Annotated in this window: 15 protein-coding genes; 12 read left to right on the plus strand and 3 right to left on the minus strand. The window is 69.3% G+C overall.

Going from position 1 to position 20,383, the window contains the following annotated elements; all coding sequences use genetic code 11:
• The first annotated feature begins 48 nt into the window (after positions 1-48).
• The 12 genes from HNQ58_RS10680 to HNQ58_RS10735 all read left to right on the plus strand — a co-directional run bounded on the left by HNQ58_RS10680 (position 49) and on the right by HNQ58_RS10735 (position 13,175).
• Positions 49-1,494 carry an aldehyde dehydrogenase gene (locus HNQ58_RS10680; RefSeq protein WP_183948912.1) on the plus strand — a complete coding sequence of 482 codons (1,446 nt, stop codon included), beginning with the start codon at positions 49-51 and terminating at the stop codon, positions 1,492-1,494.
• A complete protein-coding gene (can, locus tag HNQ58_RS10685; RefSeq protein ID WP_183948913.1) occupies positions 1,491-2,174 on the plus strand; it encodes a carbonate dehydratase in 684 nt (227 codons plus the stop codon). Before HNQ58_RS10680 ends, can begins: the two co-directional genes overlap by 4 nt.
• Positions 2,175-2,180: 6 nt before the next feature.
• Positions 2,181-2,603 (plus strand): RidA family protein, encoded by a 423-nt coding sequence (locus HNQ58_RS10690; RefSeq protein ID WP_183948914.1) that lies wholly within the window; start codon positions 2,181-2,183, stop codon positions 2,601-2,603.
• 7 nt (positions 2,604-2,610) lie between these two features.
• Positions 2,611-3,570 (plus strand): sodium-dependent bicarbonate transport family permease, encoded by a 960-nt coding sequence (locus HNQ58_RS10695; protein ID WP_183948915.1) that lies wholly within the window; start codon positions 2,611-2,613, stop codon positions 3,568-3,570.
• An 18-nt stretch (positions 3,571-3,588) separates the two neighbouring features.
• Complete coding sequence (locus HNQ58_RS10700; RefSeq protein WP_183948916.1) at positions 3,589-4,110, plus strand: 3-hydroxyanthranilate 3,4-dioxygenase; 522 nt, start codon at positions 3,589-3,591, stop codon at positions 4,108-4,110.
• A gap of 130 nt (positions 4,111-4,240) precedes the next feature.
• Positions 4,241-5,251 carry an amidohydrolase family protein gene (locus tag HNQ58_RS10705; RefSeq protein ID WP_183948917.1) on the plus strand — a complete coding sequence of 337 codons (1,011 nt, stop codon included), beginning with the start codon at positions 4,241-4,243 and terminating at the stop codon, positions 5,249-5,251.
• A 10-nt stretch (positions 5,252-5,261) separates the two neighbouring features.
• Entirely contained in the window at positions 5,262-6,536 is a 1,275-nt protein-coding gene (gene kynU, locus HNQ58_RS10710; RefSeq protein WP_183948918.1) for a kynureninase, read from the plus strand.
• Entirely contained in the window at positions 6,533-7,885 is a 1,353-nt protein-coding gene (locus HNQ58_RS10715; RefSeq protein ID WP_183948919.1) for an FAD-dependent oxidoreductase, read from the plus strand. Before kynU ends, HNQ58_RS10715 begins: the two co-directional genes overlap by 4 nt.
• A gap of 180 nt (positions 7,886-8,065) precedes the next feature.
• Positions 8,066-8,836 carry an SEL1-like repeat protein gene (locus tag HNQ58_RS10720; RefSeq protein WP_183948920.1) on the plus strand — a complete coding sequence of 257 codons (771 nt, stop codon included), beginning with the start codon at positions 8,066-8,068 and terminating at the stop codon, positions 8,834-8,836.
• 1,005 nt (positions 8,837-9,841) lie between these two features.
• Positions 9,842-11,275, plus strand: coding sequence for an exodeoxyribonuclease I (sbcB, locus tag HNQ58_RS10725; protein ID WP_183948921.1), 1,434 nt, complete (start codon positions 9,842-9,844; stop codon positions 11,273-11,275).
• Positions 11,276-11,290: 15 nt separating this feature from the next.
• On the plus strand, positions 11,291-11,974 hold the full coding sequence (locus HNQ58_RS10730; RefSeq protein WP_183948922.1) for a DUF2461 domain-containing protein: 684 nt from the start codon (positions 11,291-11,293) through the stop codon (positions 11,972-11,974).
• A 37-nt stretch (positions 11,975-12,011) separates the two neighbouring features.
• Positions 12,012-13,175, plus strand: coding sequence for an MFS transporter (locus HNQ58_RS10735; RefSeq protein ID WP_183948923.1), 1,164 nt, complete (start codon positions 12,012-12,014; stop codon positions 13,173-13,175).
• 160 nt (positions 13,176-13,335) lie between these two features.
• Here the strand turns inward: HNQ58_RS10735 and HNQ58_RS10740 are convergent, their stop codons facing one another.
• From HNQ58_RS10740 to HNQ58_RS10750, 3 genes are all read right to left on the minus strand, one after another.
• Complete coding sequence (locus tag HNQ58_RS10740) at positions 13,336-14,217, minus strand: 5'-nucleotidase (RefSeq protein WP_246417310.1); 882 nt, start codon at positions 14,215-14,217, stop codon at positions 13,336-13,338.
• Positions 14,218-14,411: 194 nt separating this feature from the next.
• The gene (locus HNQ58_RS10745; protein WP_183948925.1) at positions 14,412-15,185 is read right to left on the minus strand and encodes an NAD kinase; all 774 of its coding nucleotides are present in this window, start codon (positions 15,183-15,185) and stop codon (positions 14,412-14,414) included.
• Between the two features lie 114 nt (positions 15,186-15,299).
• A complete protein-coding gene (locus HNQ58_RS10750; RefSeq protein ID WP_183948926.1) occupies positions 15,300-20,246 on the minus strand; it encodes an NAD-glutamate dehydrogenase in 4,947 nt (1,648 codons plus the stop codon).
• Between the last annotated feature and the right edge of the window lie 137 nt (positions 20,247-20,383).

The following is a 20,383-nucleotide window of genomic DNA, read 5'->3' on the forward strand; positions in this document are numbered from 1 at the left end:
CCCGGCAAAACCTGTCCGTACGGACGGCCCGACGGTTAAGCTTGCCGGATGACCCTGCGCCTGATGCACCACATCGGTGGCCTCGCCCGCCCGCCGGCCTCCGCTGCCTGGCTGCCCGTCCACGAACCCGCCACCGGCCGGGTCTTCGCCGAGGTTCCGGACGGCGACGCGCGCGATGTCGAAGCGGCCGTCACCGCCGCCGCGCAGGCCTTCCCCGCCTGGTCGGCCCTGCCCGCCAGCGGGCGCGCCGCCTGGCTGCATCGGCTCGCCGACGCGCTGGAGGCACGGATCGACGACTTCGCCGAGGCCGAGTCGCGCGACGGCGGCAAGCCGCTGCGGCTCGCCCGCGAAGTCGAGATCCCGCGCGCGGTCAGCAACCTGCGCTTCTTCGCCGCCGCGGCCACGCAGTTCGCCAGTGAGTGCCATCACGGCCAGGCCGGCCTCAACTACACCCTGCGCCAACCGCTGGGCGTGGTCGGCGGCATCTCGCCCTGGAACCTGCCGCTCTACCTGTTCACCTGGAAGATCGCGCCCGCGCTGGCGGCCGGCAACTGCGTGGTCGGCAAACCCAGCGAGATCACCCCGGTGACGGCGTGGATGCTGGGCGAGCTGGCGCGCGAAGTCGGCTTCCCGGCCGGCGTGCTCAACATCGTCCACGGCCTCGGCCCGAAGGCCGGGCAGGCACTGGTCGAGCATCCGGGCATCGCGGCGGTCTCCTTCACCGGCAGCACCGCGGTCGGCCGCGGCATCGCCGCCCACTGCGGACCGGCGCTGAAGAAGGTCTCGCTGGAACTGGGCGGGAAGAATCCGACCCTGATCTTCGCCGATGCCCCTCGCGACAGGCTGCTCGACACCGTGCTCCGCTCGGCCTTCCAGAACGCCGGCCAGATCTGCCTGTGCGGCTCGCGCATCCTGATCGAGCGCCGCTTCTACGAGCAGTTCCGCGATGCCTTCGTCGAGCGCGCGCGGGCGCTGCGCGTCGGCGATCCGCGGGACCCGGCCACCGGCATGGGGCCGCTGGTGTCGCAGGCGCATTTCGACAAGGTGATGCAGTGCCTCGATGTCGCCCGCGCGGAAGGCGGGCGCATCCTCTGCGGCGGCGAGCCGGTCAAGCTCACGGGACGCTGCGCCGACGGCTGGTTCGTCGCGCCGACCGTCGTCGAGGGTCTCGGCCCCGACTGCCGCACCAACCGCGAGGAGATCTTCGGCCCGGTGGTGACCCTGCAACCCTTCGACGGCGAGGACGAGGCGCTGGCGCTCGCCAACGCCACGCCATACGGTTTGGCCGCGAGCCTGTGGACCGCCGACCTCAATCGCGCCCATCGCCTCGCCGCCCGCATCCGGGCCGGCATCGTCTGGATCAACACCTGGCTGATGCGCGACCTGCGCACGCCGTTCGGCGGCGTCGGCCAGTCCGGCCTGGGCCGCGAGGGCGGGCTGGAGGCGATGCGCTTCTTCACCGAACCCAAGAACGTCTGCCTGGACATCGGATGAGCCAGCTCAAGGAACTCCTGGAAAACAACCAGGCGTGGGCCGAGCGCGTCCGCGCCGAAGACCCCGGCTTCTTCGAGCGGCTGTCGCGGCAGCAGGCGCCAAGGTACCTGTGGATCGGCTGTTCGGATTCGCGCGTGCCGGCCAACCAGGTCACCGGCCTGCAGCCGGGTGAAGTGTTCGTCCACCGCAACATCGCCAACGTGGTGGTGCACGCCGACCTCAACGCGCTGTCGGTGATGCAGTTCGCCGTGGACCTGCTCCGGGTCGGGCACATCATCGTCTGCGGTCACTACGGCTGCTCCGGCGTGCACGCGGCGATGGCCGGCACCCGGATCGGGCTGGCCGACAACTGGCTGCGCCACGTCGGCGATGTGGCCAACAGGCACGCCGACCTGCTCACCGGCGTCGAGTCCGAGTCGCTGCGCCATGCCCGCCTGTGCGAGCTGAACGTGATCGAGCAGGTGGTCAACGTCTGCCAGAGCACCGTGGTGCAGGACGCCTGGTCGCGCGGCCAGCCGCTGTCCGTGCACGGCTGGATCTACGGCCTGCACGACGGCCGCATCCGCGAGCTTGGTTTCGGCGTCGACAGTCCCGACGACCTCGCCCCGGCCTACGCCAGCGCCATCGAATCGATCCGCGGCGGCGCGCATCGCGCCGTCGCGTCCCCCTGCGAGCCCTGAACCGCCATGAGCGACATCATCCACACCGACAAGGCACCCAGCCCCGTGGGCGCCTACCCGCACGCCCGCCGCGTCGGCAATCTGCTGTTCCTGTCCGGCATCGGCCCGCGCACGCCGGGCAGTGACGCCATCCCCGGCAACGAATACGACACCGACGGCAGGCTGGTCGGCTACGACATCGCCGCGCAGACCCGCTCGGTGTTCGCCAACGTCCGCGCCGTGCTGGAGGCCAGCGGCGCGCGCTGGGAAGATCTGGTCGACGTCACCGTCTACCTCACCGACATGGCGCGCGACTTCAAAACCTACAACGCGCTGTGGGCCGAGCACTTCCCCGACCCGGCGACCGCGCCCTGCCGCACCACGCTCGGCATCGACGCGCTGCCGACACCGATCGCCATCGAACTCAAATGCATCGCCCACCTGCCCTGACGTCGCCATGGACCTGCTGCTGACCAACCTCTCCTCGCCGGTGGTGCTGGCCTTCGGCCTCGGCCTGCTGGCCCGCGCCGTACGCAGCGATCTGGCGATCCCGCCGCAGATCCAGGTCTACCTGTCGATCTTCCTGCTGCTCGCCATCGGCCTGAAGGGTGGCGTGGCGCTGCGCGGCCAGGATCCGGGCAACCTGCTGCTGCTGCTGGCGATGACCATCGCCGCCGGCATCGCCACCACCTTCAGCGCCTATGCACTGGCCCGGATCGCGCTCGGCGACGACCGCCGCGAGGCCGGCGCACTGGCCGCACACTACGGCTCGGTGTCGGCGGTGACCTTCATCGCCGCCAACCAGTTCGTCGAACGCGCCGGCACCCCGGCCGAAGGCGTGCTGGTGGCGCTGGTGGTGGCGCTGGAAGTGCCGGCGCTGCTGGTCGGGCTGTGGCTGGCACACCGCGGCGAGGACCGCCGCATCCATCCCGAGCACCACACCTTGCGCGAGGTGTTCACCGGCAAGACCTGCCTGCTGCTGGTCGGCGGCCTGGCGATCGGCGTGATCTCCGGCCCGGGCGGGATCAAGGCGGTGGACGCGATGTACTTCGCCCTGTTCCAGGGCGTGCTGATGCTGTTCATGATCGACATGGGCATGGTGGCCGCCAACCGCCTCGCCGAGCTGCGTCGCGACTGGTGGAAACTCGGCCTGTACGCGACCGGCGTACCGCTGCTGCACGGTTTGGCCGGCGTGCTGCTGGCGCATGCCTGCGGGCTGTCGGCGGCGGGTGCGGCGGTGTTCGGTGCGATGCTGTCGAGCGCCTCCTACATCGCCGCGCCGGCCGCCGTGCGCGCCGGCCTGCCCGACGCCAACGCCGGCCGCTGCATCACCGCCGCGCTCGGCCTGACCTTCCCCTTCAACCTCGGCATCGGCATTCCGCTGTATGCCGGCTTCGCCCACTGGCTGGCCGGCTGAGGCCGGCGGGAGCCCATCATGCGCCTGACTCCACCCATCGATTTCCGGCAATGGATCGACGAGCACCGCCATCTGCTCAAGCCGCCGGTCGGCAACAAGTGCATCGTCGACGGCGACTTCATCGTGATGGTGGTCGGCGGCCCCAACCAGCGCACCGACTACCACTACGACGAAGGGCCGGAGTTCTTCTACCAGATCGAGGGCGAGATGGTGCTCAAGGTGCAGGAGGATGGACAGGTACGCGACATCCCGATCCGCGCCGGCGAAGTGTTCTACCTGCCGCCGAGGGTACCGCACTCGCCACAACGCATGGCCGGCTCGATCGGGCTGGTGATCGAACGCCGGCGACTGCCCGGCGAACGCGACGGCCTGCTGTGGTACTGCGAGCGCTGCAACCACAAGCTGTACGAGGAGTACTTCGTGCTGCAGAGCATCGAGCACGACTTCCCGCCCGTGTTCGAGCGCTTCTACCGCTCCGTCGAGCACCGCACCTGCAAGGCCTGCGGGCACCTCAATCCGGCGCCCGCGAAATATTCCTGATGCGCCTGCAGGCACGACGCACCCGCCTGCCGTGGGCTGACGGCGTGAGCCGCGAACGCGGGCCCGGTGTGTGTCCGGTCGCGGCGGATGCCGCTGCCGCACGAGAGAAACGCCACTACAATCCCGGCCCATGCTGAAAATCGACACCCACGCCCACTATCTGCCGCAGCACTGGCCGGATCTCGCCACCAAGTACGGCGACAACCGCTTCGCGGTCATCCATCACGCCGACGACGGCCGCTCGCGGATCTACAAGGACGGCAAGTTCTTCCGCGAGATCTGGCCCAAGACCTGGGATCCGGCGCTGCGCATCGCCGACTACGCACGCTTCGGCGTGCAGGTGCAGGTGATCTCCACCGTGCCGGTGATGTTCAGCTACTGGGCGGCGCCGCACCAGGCGCTGGAGCTGCACCAGGCGCTCAACGACCACATGGCCGAGACCTGCCGTGCTCACCCCAGGCACTACGCCGGCATCGGCACCGTGCCGCTGCAGTCGCCGCGGCTGGCCGTGCAGGAGCTGGAGCGCTGCATGGACCAGCTCGGCCTGCAGGGCGTGCAGATCGGTTCGCACGTCAACGACTGGAACCTCGACGCCCCCGAGCTGCTGCCGTTCTTCGAAGCCGCACAGGACCTCGGCGCCGCGATCCTGATCCACCCCTGGGACATGATGGGTGCGGCGAGCATGCCCAAGTACTGGATGCCGTGGCTGGTCGGGATGCCGGCCGAACAGGCGCGCGCCGCCTGCGCACTGATCTTCGGCGGGGTACTCGAGCGCTTTCCGAAGCTGCGGGTGTGCTTTGCCCATGGCGGCGGCAGCTTCCCCTACACCATCGGCCGTATCGAGCACGGCTTCAGGATGCGTCCGGACCTGGTCGCCACCGACAACCCGCGCAACCCGCGCGAATACTTCGGCCGCATCTACTTCGACTCCTGCGTGCACGACGACCGCGCGCTGCGCTACCTGCTCGACGTCGCCGGCGTGGACACGGTGATGCTGGGCACCGACTACCCCTTTCCGCTCGGCGAGCAGGAACCGGGCAGCTGCATCGCCCGGCTCGGCCTGAGCGAAGCCGAACAGGCGCGGCTCTACCACGGCACCGCGCTGGAATGGCTGGGCCTGAGCAAGTCGCGCTTCGAATGAGGCCCACTGCATGACCGCGCCCTACTCCGAAGCCCACGCCCTGGCCCTGGATGCCGCCGACCCGCTGCGTGGCTTCCGCGACCGCTTCCTGATCCCGCGCCACGGCGACGGTGACCAGCTCTACTTCTGCGGCAATTCGCTCGGCCTGCAGCCCAAGGCCACCCGCGCCGCATTGCTGGAGGAGCTCGACGCCTGGGCCGAACACGCCGTCGAGGCGCACTTCCGCGGCCGCCACCCGTGGATGCCTTACCACGGGTTCGTCCGCGAACACCTGGCCGAACTGGTCGGCGCGCAGCCGGGCGAAGTGGTGGCGATGAACTCGCTGACGGTGAACCTGCACCTGATGATGGTCAGCTTCTACCGGCCGACCCGCGAGCGTCCGGCGATCCTGATCGAGGCCGGCGCGTTCCCCTCGGACCGCCATGCCGTCGAATCGCAGATCCGCTTCCACGGCTTCGATCCGGCCACCGACCTGATCGAGCTGGAGGGCGACGAGCCGGATGGCACCCTCTCCATGGCCGCCATCGAACGCGTGCTGGCCGAGCACGGGCACCGCATCGCACTGGTGCTGTGGCCGGGGGTGCAGTACCGCACCGGCCAGGCCTTCGACCTGCGCGAGGTCGTGCGCCTCGGCCATGCCCGGGGCTGCATCGTCGGCTTCGACCTCGCCCACGGCGTCGGCAACCTGCCGCTGGCGCTGCACGACAGTGGCGCCGATTTCGCCGTCTGGTGCAGCTACAAGTACCTCAACGCCGGCCCGGGTGCGGTCGCGGGCTGCTTCGTGCACGCCCGTCACGCCGACAGCCGGCGTCCGCGCTTCGCCGGCTGGTGGGGTCATGACCAGGCCACCCGCTTCCGCATGGGCCCCGAGTTCGTACCCACGCCCGGCGCCGACGGCTGGCAGCTCAGCAACCCGCCGATCCTCGCGCTGGCCCCGTTGCGCGTATCGCTGGAAATCTTCCACGACGCCGGCATGGCGCGGCTGCGCGAGAAGTCCGAGCAACTCACCGGCTATCTGGAAATGCTGATCCGCGAGCGGCTCGACCGCGTGCTGCACATCGTCACTCCGTCCGAACCCGAGCGCCGCGGCTGCCAGCTCTCGCTGCGCGTCGCCGGTGGCCGCGAACGGGGCCGCGCGCTGTTCGAATACCTGATGGCCAACGGCATCGTCGGCGACTGGCGCGAGCCGGACGTCATCCGCATCTCGCCCACGCCGCTGTACAACCGCCATATCGACGTGCTGCGCTTCGTCCGCGCGGTAGAAAGCTGGCGCGACGCCCGATGACCACGCCCCGCTCCATCACCATCGCCGGTGCCGGCCTCGCCGGCGCCCTGCTCGCCACCCTGCTGGCCCGCAACGGCTGGAAAGTGGAAGTGCTCGAACGCCGCCCCGACCCGCGGGTGAAGGGCTACGAAGGCGGGCGCTCGATCAACCTGGCGCTGGCCGAGCGTGGCCTGCACGGCCTGCGCCTGGCCGGACTGCGCGACGCGGTAATGGCACAGGCGGTGATGATGCGCGGGCGGATGGTGCACTTTGCCGACGGCCGGCAGCAGTTGCAGCGCTATGGTCGCGACGACAGCGAGGTGATCTGGTCGGTGCACCGCGGCCGGCTCAACCTGACCCTGCTCGACGCCGCCGAGGCCGCCGGCGCGAGCATCCGTTTCCACCAGCGCATCGAGTCGGTGGACTTCGAGCGCCGCTGCATCGAGGCGGTGAACGACCACGACCGCAGTCGCGCCTGCTTCGGCTTCGACGTGCTGGTCGGCGCCGACGGCGCCGGCTCGGCGGTGCGCCAGGCCTTGGGCCGGGTGCTCGACCTCGGCGAGCGCTTCGAGCCGCTCGGCCACGGCTACAAGGAGCTGGAAATCCCGCCGGCCGACGACGGCGGTTTCCGCATCGAGCCCAACGCCCTGCACATCTGGCCGCGCGGCGGCTACATGTGCATCGCCCTGCCCAACTCCGAGCGCACCTTCACCGTCACCCTGTTCCTGCCCAACGAAGGGCCGCACCCGAGCTTCGCCACCGTGCGCAGCGCGGCCGAGGCCCGCGCGCTGTTCGAAGCCGACTTCGCCGACGCGCTGCCGCTGATTCCCGACCTGGAGCACGACTTCGTCGCCAACCCCACCGGCCAGCTCGGCACGCTCTACCTCGACCGCTGGCACCTCGACGGCCGCGCCGTACTGATCGGCGACGCGGCGCACGCGATGGTCCCGTTCCACGGCCAGGGCATGAACTGCGCCTTCGAGGACTGCGTGGCGTTGGCCGAGCACCTGCGACATCAGGACGACTTCGCTGCTGCCTTCGCCGCCTTCGAGGCCGAGCGCCGGCCCAACGCCGTGGCGATCCAGCGCATGGCGCTGGACAACTACATCGAGATGCGCGACCGCGTCGACGACGCCGACTACCTGTTGCAGCGCGAGCTGGAGCGCATCCTGGCCGAGCGCCATCCCGACCGTTTCGTGCCGCGTTACACGATGGTCACCTTCCGCCGCGTGCCTTATGCCACCGCACTGGAGCGCGGCCTGCTGCAACGCGAGCTGCTGGCCGAGCTCACCCGCAACTGTGAACGGATCGAGCAAGTCGATCTGGCCCTCGCCGACCGGCTGGTACGCGAGCGCCTCGCACCGCTCTGACGCTTTTTCGCAGCGGCGGCCTCAACCGAGCGGCAATTCGATGCGGGCGACGCAGCCGCGCCGGTCCTCGCGGTTGCCCAGCGTCAACATGGTTGACCCGGTGCAAACCGATAAATAGGATCGATGAATCGCCATGCCGCGTCTCCCGCGGCGCATCGTCCCTTCTAACAGATCCACTGCATGTTGCGCCGTGCAATCGCTCCCGTTCCTGTCCGCCGCGAGCACTGGCTGCTGACGTGCTGGCTGTTCGGGCTCGTCGTGCTGCTGGCTGCAGCGGCGCCAGCAAGCGCTGACATCCCCTCGGACGGCGAGCGCTTGCGCAAGGCGCAGCTGCTGACCGAGAGTTTTCTGCGCTACCACCCGGACATCCGCTATCGCCTGGAAGGACTGAGCCTGCTCGACGACGGTGAGCCGCAACGCGCCGCCACTGCGTTCATGCGGGCAGCGAAGTACGCCGACAAGATCTCGCAGGCGGCAGTCGCCGAGCTGATCTGGAACGGTGCTCTGCCCGGCCGCAGCCGTGCCGAGGCCTACGCGTGGATGGACCTTGCCGCCGAGCGCGGCTACGCGTTTCTGGTCGCCAAGCGCGAGCGCTACTGGGCTGCACTCGATGCCGACGAGCAGCAGGAGGCAATCCGCATCGGCTCCGGGCTGTACGCCGAGTACGGCGACGAGGTCGCCAAGCCCCGGCTGGAAAGGCTGCTGGCCAAAGGGCGCAGGGCGGCCACCGGCAGCCGGGTCGGCTCCCTCGGCGCGCTGCAGGTGCTGGTGCCCGGACCAGATGGTCGCTTCATCAGCGTATCCGGCGACGAGTACTACCAGAACCGGCTGTGGCAGCCGAAGGACTACTTCGCGTGGCAGGACAGCATTTGGGGGGGCATGCCGGTCGGCACGGTCACGGTCGGCGATCTCACGCCGGACGCCACGGGGACAGACGAGAAGCAGAACTGAACCGGCGCACGCTCAGCAGCGCGGTGGCCCATGTGCTGACGCGGGAACTGAGGCTGCGCACGCGGCAAGCAATGCACCCGTTGGCAGGTCGGCACCTCGTGTGAGCACTTGCTCAAGCTCGGCGTGTGGATCGAGACCTCGGCCCGGCACATCGTCCCGCATCTGTCGCTGGGGGCGCCGTTGGCAGAGGGATGGCGCCGCATCGATGGGCAGGAGGCGGGGCCGCCCCCGCCGTCCTCCCACACCACCGGGCATACGGATCACGTATCTGGCGGTTTCTGCCTGCCCGTTTGCGGGATGAGCTTACGTCCCGAGGACTAATCGCCCATTGGCCTACGGATGCCGCGACCGCCCTCGGGACTTCCGGCCCGGACGGCTTTGTCGCCAGCTCCCTTTCGGGACGACTGTCCAGACCACACGGAAGAGACAGCCACCTTTCCGCTCTCGGCAGACTCAGCGCTTCGCAGCCTGGCCAGTGCCGCTACGCTGGCCTCTGCTGACACCCGCCTGCCCATCCCGATCCCTCACGATGCAGCAGCACAAGGCAGACTGGCGGGCCTCCCAGGGAAGTGCGCGTGACCTTCATGCTTGTGCCTGTCGGACCTGCGTCCTGGCATTCCGTGCAGGTATCGGGCTTTGCAGACAGTGGCCTGCTGACCCCGCTACATCTCGGTCTCTCCTCTTGAGGCTGGGATCCTGCAAGAGCATGTCCAGGGAAACCGGAGGTGGGGAGGGCGGCAGATCGGGTTTCAAGAGCACATGACTTCTGATCAATAATCCCGGGCAATCCCTTTCTCATCAACCGCTTGGGAAATGTCGACCGCGGTTGGGCTGTCCCTTTCCGAACACCGCGCCAGCCCGGCCGTCCGGAATCGAACAGCACAGGATCAGCCGCAGCCGCCCAGCCGCAGGACAGGCCGCGGAACGGACACGGCAGCCGCCGGCCCGTGACAGCCGCCGCGGCTCGCCGCATCATTCAATGCCTCCTGCAGGGACGCGCCACGCATGGGCAGCTTCTACTGGTACGACCTCGAGACCTTCGGCCGCAGCCCGCGGCAGAGCCGCATCGCCCAGTTCGCCGGTCTGCGCACGGATGAGAACCTCGATCCGGTGGGCGAGCCGCTGGTGCTGTTCTGCCGCCCCGCCGACGACCTGCTGCCCTCGCCCGGCGCCACCCTGGTCACCGGCATCACCCCGCAGCAGGCGCTGCGCGAGGGGCTGCGCGAAGCCGAGTTCGTCGCCCGCCTCCATGACGAGCTGGTCCAGCCCGGCACCTGCGCGGTCGGCTACAACTCGCTGCGCTTCGACGACGAGTTCATCCGCCATGCCCTGTACCGGAACTTCTTCGACCCCTACGAGCGCGAGTGGCGCAACGGCAACTCGCGCTGGGATCTGCTCGACCTGATGCGGCTGGCCTTCGCATTGCGGCCGGATGGCATGGAATGGCCACGCCGCGAGGACGGCGCGCCGAGCTTCAAGCTCGAGCACCTCACCGCCGCCAACGGCATTGCCCATGGCCAGGCCCACGATGCGCTGAGCGACGTGCAGGCGCTGGTCGGGCTGGCGCGCAAGCTGCGCGCCGCGCAGCCGCGGCTGTGGGACTACTATCTCGGCCTGCGCGACAAACGCCGCGCGGCGGCGCTGGTCGATGCGGTCGGCCAGATCCCGTTCCTGCACATCTCCGGCAAGTACCCGGCCACCCGCGGCTGCGCGGCGCTGGTGGTGCCGGTCGCGCCGCATCCGTCGATCCCCCACCGGGTGATCGTGTTCGACCTCGACAGCGAACCGGACGCGCTGATCGACCTGTCCGCCGAGGACATCGCCGACCGCCTCTACACACCCACCGCCGATCTGCCCGAGGGCGAGTCGCGCATCCCGCTCAAGGAGATCCACCTCAACCGCAGCCCGGCGATCGTACCGCTGGAGTACCTGCGCGACGCCGACTTCGCGCGGCTGGGCATCGACCGCGAAGCCTGCCTGGCCCGTGCCGAACTGATCCGCCGCGCGGACGGCTTGGCGGAAAAAGTGCGCCGCGTGTACGCGCGACCGCCGCGCGAGGCCGCCAACGATGTCGATGCCGCGCTCTACGACGGCTTCCCTGACGATGGCGACCGGCGCCTGTTCGTCAAGGTGCGCACCACGCCGCCCGAGGCGCTCGGGCAGGTGCCCTTCCCGTTCGTCGATCCGCGCTACACCGAGCTGCTGTTCCGCTACCGCGCGCGCAACTGGCCGGACACGCTCACACCCGACGAACGCGCCCGCTGGGACGAGTACCGTCGCCGACGCCTGAGCACCGACCTCGGCCTCTCCGAGCACACCTTCGACAGCTACTTCGCCGAGATCGCGGAACTGCGCGCCGCCAGCCCCGACGATGGCCGCGTGCAGACCCTGATGGACGCCCTGCAGTCCTGGGGGCTGGACCTCCAGCGCAGCCTGTGACGGTGGCCGCCGCCAATGTCCGCCTACTTCACCGACAAGACCTTCGCCTTCCTGCGCGGACTGGCCCGCCACAACCACCGCGAGTGGTTCCAGGCGCACAAGGCCGACTACGAGGCGCACCTGCGCCAGCCCTTCCTGCGCCTGATCGGCGAGCTGCAACCCGACATCGCCGCGATCAGCCCGCACTACCGGGCCGATCCCAGGCCGGTCGGCGGTTCGCTGTTCCGCATCCACCGCGACACCCGCTTCGCCAACGACAAGACGCCCTACAAGACCTGGGCCGGCGCGCGCTTCTTCCACGAGCGCAGCCGACAGCTCGAAGCGCCTTCGTTCTACCTGCACATCCAGCCGGGCAACTGCTTTCTCGGCGCCGGCCTGTGGCATCCGGAAACCATCACGCTGCGACGCATCCGCGATTTCATCGTCGAAAACCCGGAGGCATGGAAGCAGGCCGTCCATGCGCCTGCCTTCCGCAAGCGCTTCCAGATGGGTGGGGAATCGCTGTCGCGCCCGCCGCGCGGCTATCCGGCCGAGCATCCGCTGATCGAGGACCTCAAGCGCAAGAGCTTCGTCTGCTGGCGAAATCTGGACGATGCGACAGTGACCGGGCCCAGGCTGCGCCAGAGCGTCGCCGAAGCCTTCAAGGGCGCCGCGCCGCTGGTCGACTACCTGTGCGCCGCGCTCGACCTGGAGTTCTGACCCCGTCCCGCGACCATCGCGCAGGCATAATCCGCCGATGCCGCCCACCGCCCGCTGGCGCTTCGCCCTCTTCTACCTCTGCTACTACGCCGCACTCGGCGCCTACACGCCCTACTTTGCCCGCTGGGTGGATGCGCTCGGGCACGGCGGCTACGTCATCGGCACCCTGCTTGGGCTGTGGTACGGCAGCCGCATCCTCGCGCCGCCGCTGTGGACCGCGCTGTTGCAGCGCAGTACGCAGCCCGGCCGCTGGTTCGTCGCCGGCAGCGCGCTCACCCTGCTGTGCTTCGCCGCCTTCACCGTGACCGACAGCGCCTTGGGCCTGTTCGCGGTGATGGCGCTGTTCGGGCTGTTCTACAACGCGCTGATGCCGCAGTTCGAGGCGATGACGCTGACCGCGCTCGGCCCGCGCGTGTCCGAATACGGCCGGCTGCGCGTCTGGGGCTCGGTCGGCTTCCTGCTGGCCGCCGGCAGCTACGGCGTCCTGCTCGACCGCTTCGGCAGCGCCGCCTTCCCCTGGCTCACCCTGCCGCTGCTGGCGGCGATGCTGGTCGCGGCGATCCCGCACCGCCACGACCGACCGCCCGGGCACGCGCCGAGCATGGCCGATGCCGGCCACCTGTGGAAACGGCCTGGCGTGCGCCGCTTCCTGCTGGTGGCCTTGCTGATGCAGGTCGGCTTCGGGCCGTTCTACGTCTTCTACACCCTGCACCTGCAGGCGCACGGCCACGACGGCGTGGCGGTCGGCGCGCTGTGGGCGGTCGGCGTGCTGATCGAGATCGCGCTGTTCTGGCAGGCGCCGCGGCTGATCGAGCGCTTCGGCGCACCGCGCCTGCTCGCGGCCTGCCTGGCGGTGACCGTGCTGCGCTGGACGGTCACCGCGCTGTACGCCGACTCGTTCGCCATCATGGCGCTGGCGCAGGCCACGCATGCCTTCGGCTTCGCCGTGTTCCACGCCTGCTGCATGCGGCTGATCGCCGAGTATTTTCCCGGTCGCCGCGCGGTCGCCGGCCAGAGCCTGCTGTACGGCTTCAGCTCTGGCGTCGGCGGCGTGCTTGGCGCCGGCCTGGCGGCGCTGATGTGGGAGCGCGGCGGTGGCGAGTGGGCCTTCCTCGCCGGCGCGGCGGCGGTCGCCGTGGCGTGGATGATCCACGCGCTGCGCGCGCGGCCGGCCACCGTGTCGTCACCGCCACCGCAGTAGCGACGGAAGCCGCGAACGCAATAGCCAAGAAATGAGTGAAGAGAAGTGAGAAACGAGGGAAAGCATCGGCTGGCCGCAGCCTTGTCGTTCTCTCACTCCTCATTCCTCCTCACTCGTTTCCCGCCTCCCCGGTCGCGGCGGAAGCCGCTCCACGCACAGCTCAGCGGTTGGACACGCCGTGCGGCACGTGGCCGGTGGCGACGTGCTGGCGGGCGCTCTCGGTGTTGTGGTGCGAGTCGTCGAAGAAGATGTCGGCACCGAAGGCCTTCAGGAACGGGCCCTTGTCGCGGCCACCGAGGAACAGCGCCTCGTCCAGCCGCACGCCCCACTGGCGCAGGGTCAGGATCACCCGCTTGTGGGCCGGTGCCGAGCGCGCGGTCACCAGCGCCGTGCGGATCGGGGCGCCCTCGCCGGCCGGGAACGCCTCCTGCAGCCGGTGCAGGGCGGCGAGGAAGCCCTTGAACGGGCCGCCCGAGAGCGGCTCCAGCGCGCGGCTGCTCTCGTGGTCGTGGAACGCCGCCAGCCCCTGCTCCTGCGAGATCCGCTCGGACTCGTCGCTGAAGATCACCGCGTCGCCGTCGAAAGCGATGCGCACCTGGTCGTGCGAATTCTCCGGCGCCTTGGACGGCAGGATGGTGGCGGCAGCCACGCCGTGCTCCAGCGCATGACGCACCGACTCGGGATTGGCCGAGAGGAACAGATGCGCGCCGAACGGCCTGATGTACGGATACACCGGCGCGCCGCTGGTGAACACCGCGCGCACGATGTCCAGCCGGTAGCGCTCGATCGAATTGAAGATGCGCAGGCCGGTGTCGCTGGAATTGCGCGAGAGCAGGATCACCTCCACCCGTGGCGCGCCGTCGGGCGCCGCGGTGTTCAGCGCCAGCAGCTTTCTGACCAGCGGGAAGGCGATGCCCGGCTGCAGCGGGTCGTCCTCGTGACGGCGCTGGAACTCGGCATAGGCCTCCAGTCCGCTTCGCTCGAACAGCCGGTGACTGTCTTCCAGGTCGAACAGGGCGCGGGCGGTGATGGCCACCACCAGCCTGTCGCCGGCGACGTCGGGCGCGGCGGCGGTGCCGAGGGGATTGGTCGCGGTGGAGGGCGCTTCGCTCATGGCGCGTATTCTGCCCTGCCGGCCGTCTCAGCGCCTGCGACGCCGCACGGTCATGGCAGCCGCGGCGGCGGGCGACGCTGCCGCGCCCGCGCTCGCGGCCGTGACCGCGCCCACAGCGGATCTCAGGTCACGAACTGCTCGTTGAGGATGCGCTCTTCGAGATTGTGCTCGGGATCGAACAGCAGCGTGACGGTGTGCTGCTCCGACTCGCGCACGGTCACTTCGACCACTTCGCGCACCTCGTGCGAATCGGCGGTGGCGCTGACCGGACGCTTGTCCGGATCCAGGATCGTGAAACGGACCTCGGTGTCGGCGCGCAGGATCGCGCCACGCCAACGGCGTGGGCGGAAGGCGGCGATCGGGGTCAGTGCGATCACGCTGCTGCCCAGCGGCAGGATCGGACCGTGCGCGGAGTAGTTGTAGGCGGTGCTGCCGGCCGGGGTGGCGACCATCACGCCATCGCAGACCAGCTCCTCCATCCGCACCTGGCCGTTGAGCTCGATGCGGACGTGCGCGGCCTGGCGCGTCTGCCGCAGCAGCGAGACCTCGTTGTAGGCCAGCGAATGGGTACTGGCGCCGGACTCGGTGACGGCGATCATCTCCAGCGGCCGCAATACCGCCGGCTCGGCGGCGGCGATGCGCTCCAGCAGCGCATCGGGCTGGTACTGGTTCATCAGGAAGCCGACCTTGCCCAGCTTCATGCCGAACACCGGCTTGCCGCGCGGGCCGTGCCGGTGGAGCGTCTGCAGCATGAAGCCGTCACCGCCGAGCGCGCAGATCACGTCCGCCTCGTCCGGCTCGTGCTGTCCGTGGACGGCGACCAGCGATTCGTACGCGGCCTGCGCCTCGGGCGTGCGGCTGGCGAGGAAGGCGATGCGGGGATGCGGCTGGGCCATCGGACACGCCTTGTCGAAGGGCGGCCAAAGCTTAGCGCAGCCTGGCGCGGGAAAGACACCCGGTGGCCTTCCGTGCCCCGGGCCGCATCCTGTGACGCGGCTCGGGCGGTGGACTCAACCGCGTTCGCCGGCCGCGGCCAGCTGCGCGAGGCGGCGCACCGCGACCTGCACGGTCGGGTAGTCCATCGCGCGCTGGCTGCGCATGTCGGCGAACATGTTGAGGGTGAACTTCAGCGCCGGATCGTCGCGCTCCATCCAGCGGGCGACCAGGTCGTCCTCGTCGGCGCCGGCAGCGGCCAGCACCTGGGTGACCAGCTCGGTCTGCTGCGCATGCAGTTCGTCGCGCAGCACGCCACGGGCGTGCGCATGCCAGCGTCCCTCCACCGGCAGCTCCTCGATCTTCTCCAGCAGCCACTTCAGATGCAGCGCCTGGCCGAGACCGAAGTGGACGCGCGCGACTTCGACCACCTCGCGGCCTGCGGCGGCGGCGACATCGATGATGTCCAGCGCCGAAGCCAGATGGGGCAACGCGGCCAGCCTGGCCGCCAGGTCGGCCGGGAAACCGTGGGCGACCCATTGCTCGCAGTCGGCGTCGAAGGCGGCCTTCAGCTCGCCCGGCAGCACTTCCTGAAGCTGCTCGCGCAAGGTGTCCAGGCCGGGCTTGAGACGCTCGACCATGCCGGCGATGTCCAGCCGCTGGCCCGGACGGTTGAGCAGCCAGCGGGTCATATGCCGCTGCAGGCCCCAGATCCGCATCAGCGCGTCGATCTGGGCGCTCTCCGGTACCTTGAGGTCGTGGGCATCGATCTCGGCCCACATCGCGCGCGAGTCGAGCACTTCGCGGGTGATGCTGTAAGCCTTGGCGATCTGCGCCGGCGATTCACCGGTGTCCTCCTGCATGCGCAGCATGAAGGTGGCGCCCATGCGATTGACCATCGAGTTGGTCACTGCGGTGGCGATGATCTCGCGGCGCAGACGATGCTCTTCCATCAGGTCGGCGAAGCGCTCCTGCAGCACTTGCGGGAAATAGCGCACCAGTTCCCTGGAAAGGTACGGATCCTCCGGCACGTCCGAGTCGAGCAGCTGCTGGTAGATCACCAGCTTGGCGTAGGACAGCAGCACCGCCAGCTCCGGCCGGGTCAGGCCGATGCCGCGGGTCTTGCGGTCGGTGAACTCGGCATCGCTGGGCAGGCCCTCCAGCTGGCGGTCGAGCAGGCCCTGCGACTCCAGGGTGCGGATGAAGTGCTGCTTGGAACCGAGCCGCGCCACGCTCATCCGCTCCATCAGGCTGATCGCCTGGTTCTGGCGGTAGTTGTCGATCAGCACCAGCTCGGCGACCTCGTCGGTCATGTCGGCCAGCAGCCGGTTGCGCGCCGCCAGGTCCAGGTCGCCGCGCTGCATGGCGGCGTTGAGCAGGATCTTGATGTTCACCTCGTGGTCGGAGGTGTCCACGCCGGCCGAGTTGTCGATGAAGTCGGTGTTGAGCAGCACGCCGGCCTGCAATGCGGCCTCGATGCGGCCGCGCTGGGTCAGCCCGAGGTTGCCGCCCTCGCCGACGACCTTGCAGCGCAGCTCCCGGCCGTCGATGCGCAGCGCGTTGTTGGCACGGTCGCCGACCTCCGCGTGCGACTCGGTGCTGGCCTTGACATAGGTGCCGATGCCGCCGTTCCAGAGCAGATCGACCGGCGCCTTGAGAATGGCACTCATCAGCTCGGCCGGGGTCATTTGCTCGACCTCGCCGGCGATGCCCAGCGCCTCGCGCGCTTCGGGTGAGAGCGGGATGGTCTTGGCCGAGCGCGGCCAGACGCCGCCACCCTTCGAAATCAGCGACTTGTCGTAGTCGTCCCAGCTCGATCGCGGCAGCTTGAACAGGCGCTCGCGCTCGGCGTAGCTGGTCGCCGCGTCGGGATCCGGATCGATGAAGATGTGACGGTGGTCGAAGGCGGCGACCAGGCGGATGTGGCGCGACAGCAGCATGCCGTTGCCGAACACGTCGCCGGACATGTCGCCGATGCCGACCACGGTGAAGTCCTCGCTCTGGCAGTCCACGCCGAGCGCGCGGAAATGGCGCTTGACCGATTCCCATGCGCCGCGCGCGGTGATGCCCATGCGCTTGTGGTCGTAGCCGACCGAGCCACCGGAAGCGAAGGCGTCGCCGAGCCAGTAGCCGTGCTCCTCGGAGATCTTGTTGGCGATGTCCGAGAACGTGGCCGTACCCTTGTCGGCGGCGACGACCAGGTACGGATCGTCGCCATCGCGGCGCACCACGCCCTCGGGATGCACCACGCTGCCGTCGGGCGCGTAATTGTCGGTGATGTCGAGCAGGGCGTTGATGAAGCTCTTGTAGCAGGCGATGCCCTCGGCCAGCACGGCGTCGCGGTCGCCGTCCTGCGGCGGGCGCTTGACGAAGAAGCCGCCCTTGGCACCGACCGGCACGATGACGGTGTTCTTCACCATCTGCGCCTTGACCAGGCCCAGCACCTCGGTACGGAAATCCTCGCGCCGGTCGGACCAGCGCAGGCCGCCGCGTGCCACCGGACCAAAGCGCAGATGCACGCCCTCGACCCGCGGCGAGCAGACGAAGATCTCGCGGTACGGGCGCGGCTTGGGCAGCTCGGGAATGGCGTTGGAATCGAACTTGAACGCGATGTAGTCGCGCGGCCTGCCGTCGTGCAGCTGGAAGTAGCTGGTGCGCAAGGTGGCCTCGATCAGGCCCATGAAGCTGCGCAGGATGCGGTCCTCGTCGAGGCTGGTCACGCCTTCGAGCAGGATGGCCAGCGCGTCCAGGCAGGTGTCGACCTGGGCATCGCGCCCGAGTGCGCGGGCGTAGGCGACCTGTTCGATGACCGTCGCCACCGACTTGACCTGAACCTGCGGCACGATCGCCTCCAGCGCCTGCTGTGTCCTGCGACGCAGGTCCTCGGCGTCCCGCGGATCGGCGGCCTGCTCGCGCGACGGATCGAAACGCGCCTCGAACAGCTCGACCAGCAGCCGTGCCACCAGCGGGTAGCGCGCCACGGTCTCTTCCATGTAGCTCTGCGAGAACGGCACATTGGCCTGCTGCAGGAACTTGCTGTAGGCGCGCAGCATCGACACCTGGCGCCAGTCGAGACCGGCGGCCAGGATCAGGCGGTTGAAGGCGTCGTTCTCGGCCTCGCCGCGCCAGATCCGCTCGAAGGCTTCCTCGAAGCGGGCGCCCAGCGACTCGACGTCGACCTCACCACGCATCGACTCGACCACGAAGTCCTGGATATGGAAGCGCGTGTCGCCGACATTCAGCGCGTAGGGGTATTCGGTGAGGATGCGCAGCCCCATGTTCTCCATCATCGGCAGCGCATCCGACAGCGGGATGTCGCGCTTCCGGCGGTACAGCTTGAAGCGCAGGCCGCCGTCGCGGCGGGAGCGGTACAGACTCAGGCGGATGTCGTCCTCGTCCTTGAGCGCGGCCAGGTGTTCGACGTCGGCGGCGGCGACCTCGGGGGTGACCTCCTCGATGTAGCCGCTGGGCAGCGCGCGGCCGTAGCTGTTGGCCAGTTTCAGGCCATCGCTCTCGCCGTGGCGCCTGATCAGCAACTCGCGCAACTCGTCGTGCCAGTCGCGCACGATCTGGGCGACGCGCTCCTCCAGCTCCGGCACGTCGCACTGCACGTGCGCGCCGCTGCGCGGGCGAATCGTCAGGTGCAGCTGCGCCAGCGGCGACTCGCCGACCGAGATGGTCGTATCGAGCCGCTCGCCCTGCAGCGACTCCTTCAGCAGCGCCTCGATGCGCTGCCGCACGGTGGTGTTGAAGCGGTCGCGCGGGATGTAGACCAGGGCCGAGAAGAAGCGACCATAGCGGTCGCGGCGCAGGAACAGTTTGGTGCGCACGCGCTCCTGCAGGCCGAGGATGCCCATGCAGGTGCGATAGAGCTCCTCCTCCGTGGACTGGAACAACTCGTCGCGCGGCAGCGTCTCCAGGATGTGGCGCAGCGCCTTCCAGCTGTGGCTGTTGGCCGGCAGTCCGGAGGTCTGCAGCACATAGTCGTGGCGACCGCGCACCAGCGGGATGTCCCACGGGCGGCGGTTGTAGGCGCTGGAGGTGTACAGGCCGATGAAGCGCTGTTCGGCGATCGGACGGCCGCTCTCGTCGAACTGCAGGATGCCGATGTAATCCATGTAGCCCGCGCGGTGGACCGTCGAGCGCGAGTTGGTCTTGGTCAGGATCAGCGCATCGACCGAGCCCGACTGCGGCATGTAGTGCGCGGCCAGGCTCTTGAGCGAACGCGGGGTCTGCATGCGCTGGCTGCCTCGCAGCAGGCCCAGCCCGGTGCCTTCGACCGCGCGCAGCACCTCGTCGTCGCCCTGCTTCTCGACCACGTACTCGCGGTAGCCGAGGAAGGTGAAGTGGTCGTCGGCCACCCAGCGCAGGAACTCCTGCGCCTCGCTGCGGCCGGCATCGTCGACCGGCATTGGGCGGGAAGGCAGCTCGTCGGCGATGGCGCGCATGGTTCGGCGCATGGCCTGCCAGTCGCGCACGCACACACGCACGTCGTCCAGCGCGGAGCGGATCGCGTTGGCGATGGCATCCATCTCGGACTGTTCGACCAGGCGGTCGATCTCGATATGCATCAGCGACACGCGCTCACCTTCGCCGATGGCGGCCAGCCGCCCGGCTTCGTCGCGGGAGACGGCAATCACCGGATGGTTGATGACGTGGATCTGCACATCCTTCCCGGCCAGCGCCATGCTGACCGAATCGACCAGGAAGGGCATGTCGTCGTTGACGATCTGCACCACCGTATGGGTCGACTCCCAACCGTGCTCGGCCAGGTGCGGATTGAAGATGCGCACCAGCGCGCTGCCCGGCGCGTGCTCGCGCACCTGCGCCAGCATGCCGCGCGCAATGGCCGCCCACTCGGCCGCCGGCCGTGCGGCGATCTCCTCCTCCGAGAGTCGGGCGTAGAACGCCAGGACGAACGCCCGCGCCTCCTCGATCTGGGCGGCCGGCAGCTCGGCCTTGAGAATGTCGATGACGGCATCGAGGGAAGCGTGCGCAGCGAGAGGCTCGGGTTTGGCGCTCATGTCCACGTCTGTCGGGTTGGATTGGGAATGGCGTTGGATGTGGTGACACGGCCGACATCCGGCGGCCTGTTAGAAGAATGTGAAATTGTAGCCCCGCCCGCCACCGCCGGCCACCGCGAACCCCAAGAAAAACGGCC

Origin of the sequence: Rehaibacterium terrae (assembly GCF_014202935.1) — a bacterium.
In the GTDB taxonomy this organism is placed as follows: domain Bacteria; phylum Pseudomonadota; class Gammaproteobacteria; order Xanthomonadales; family Xanthomonadaceae; genus Rehaibacterium; species Rehaibacterium terrae.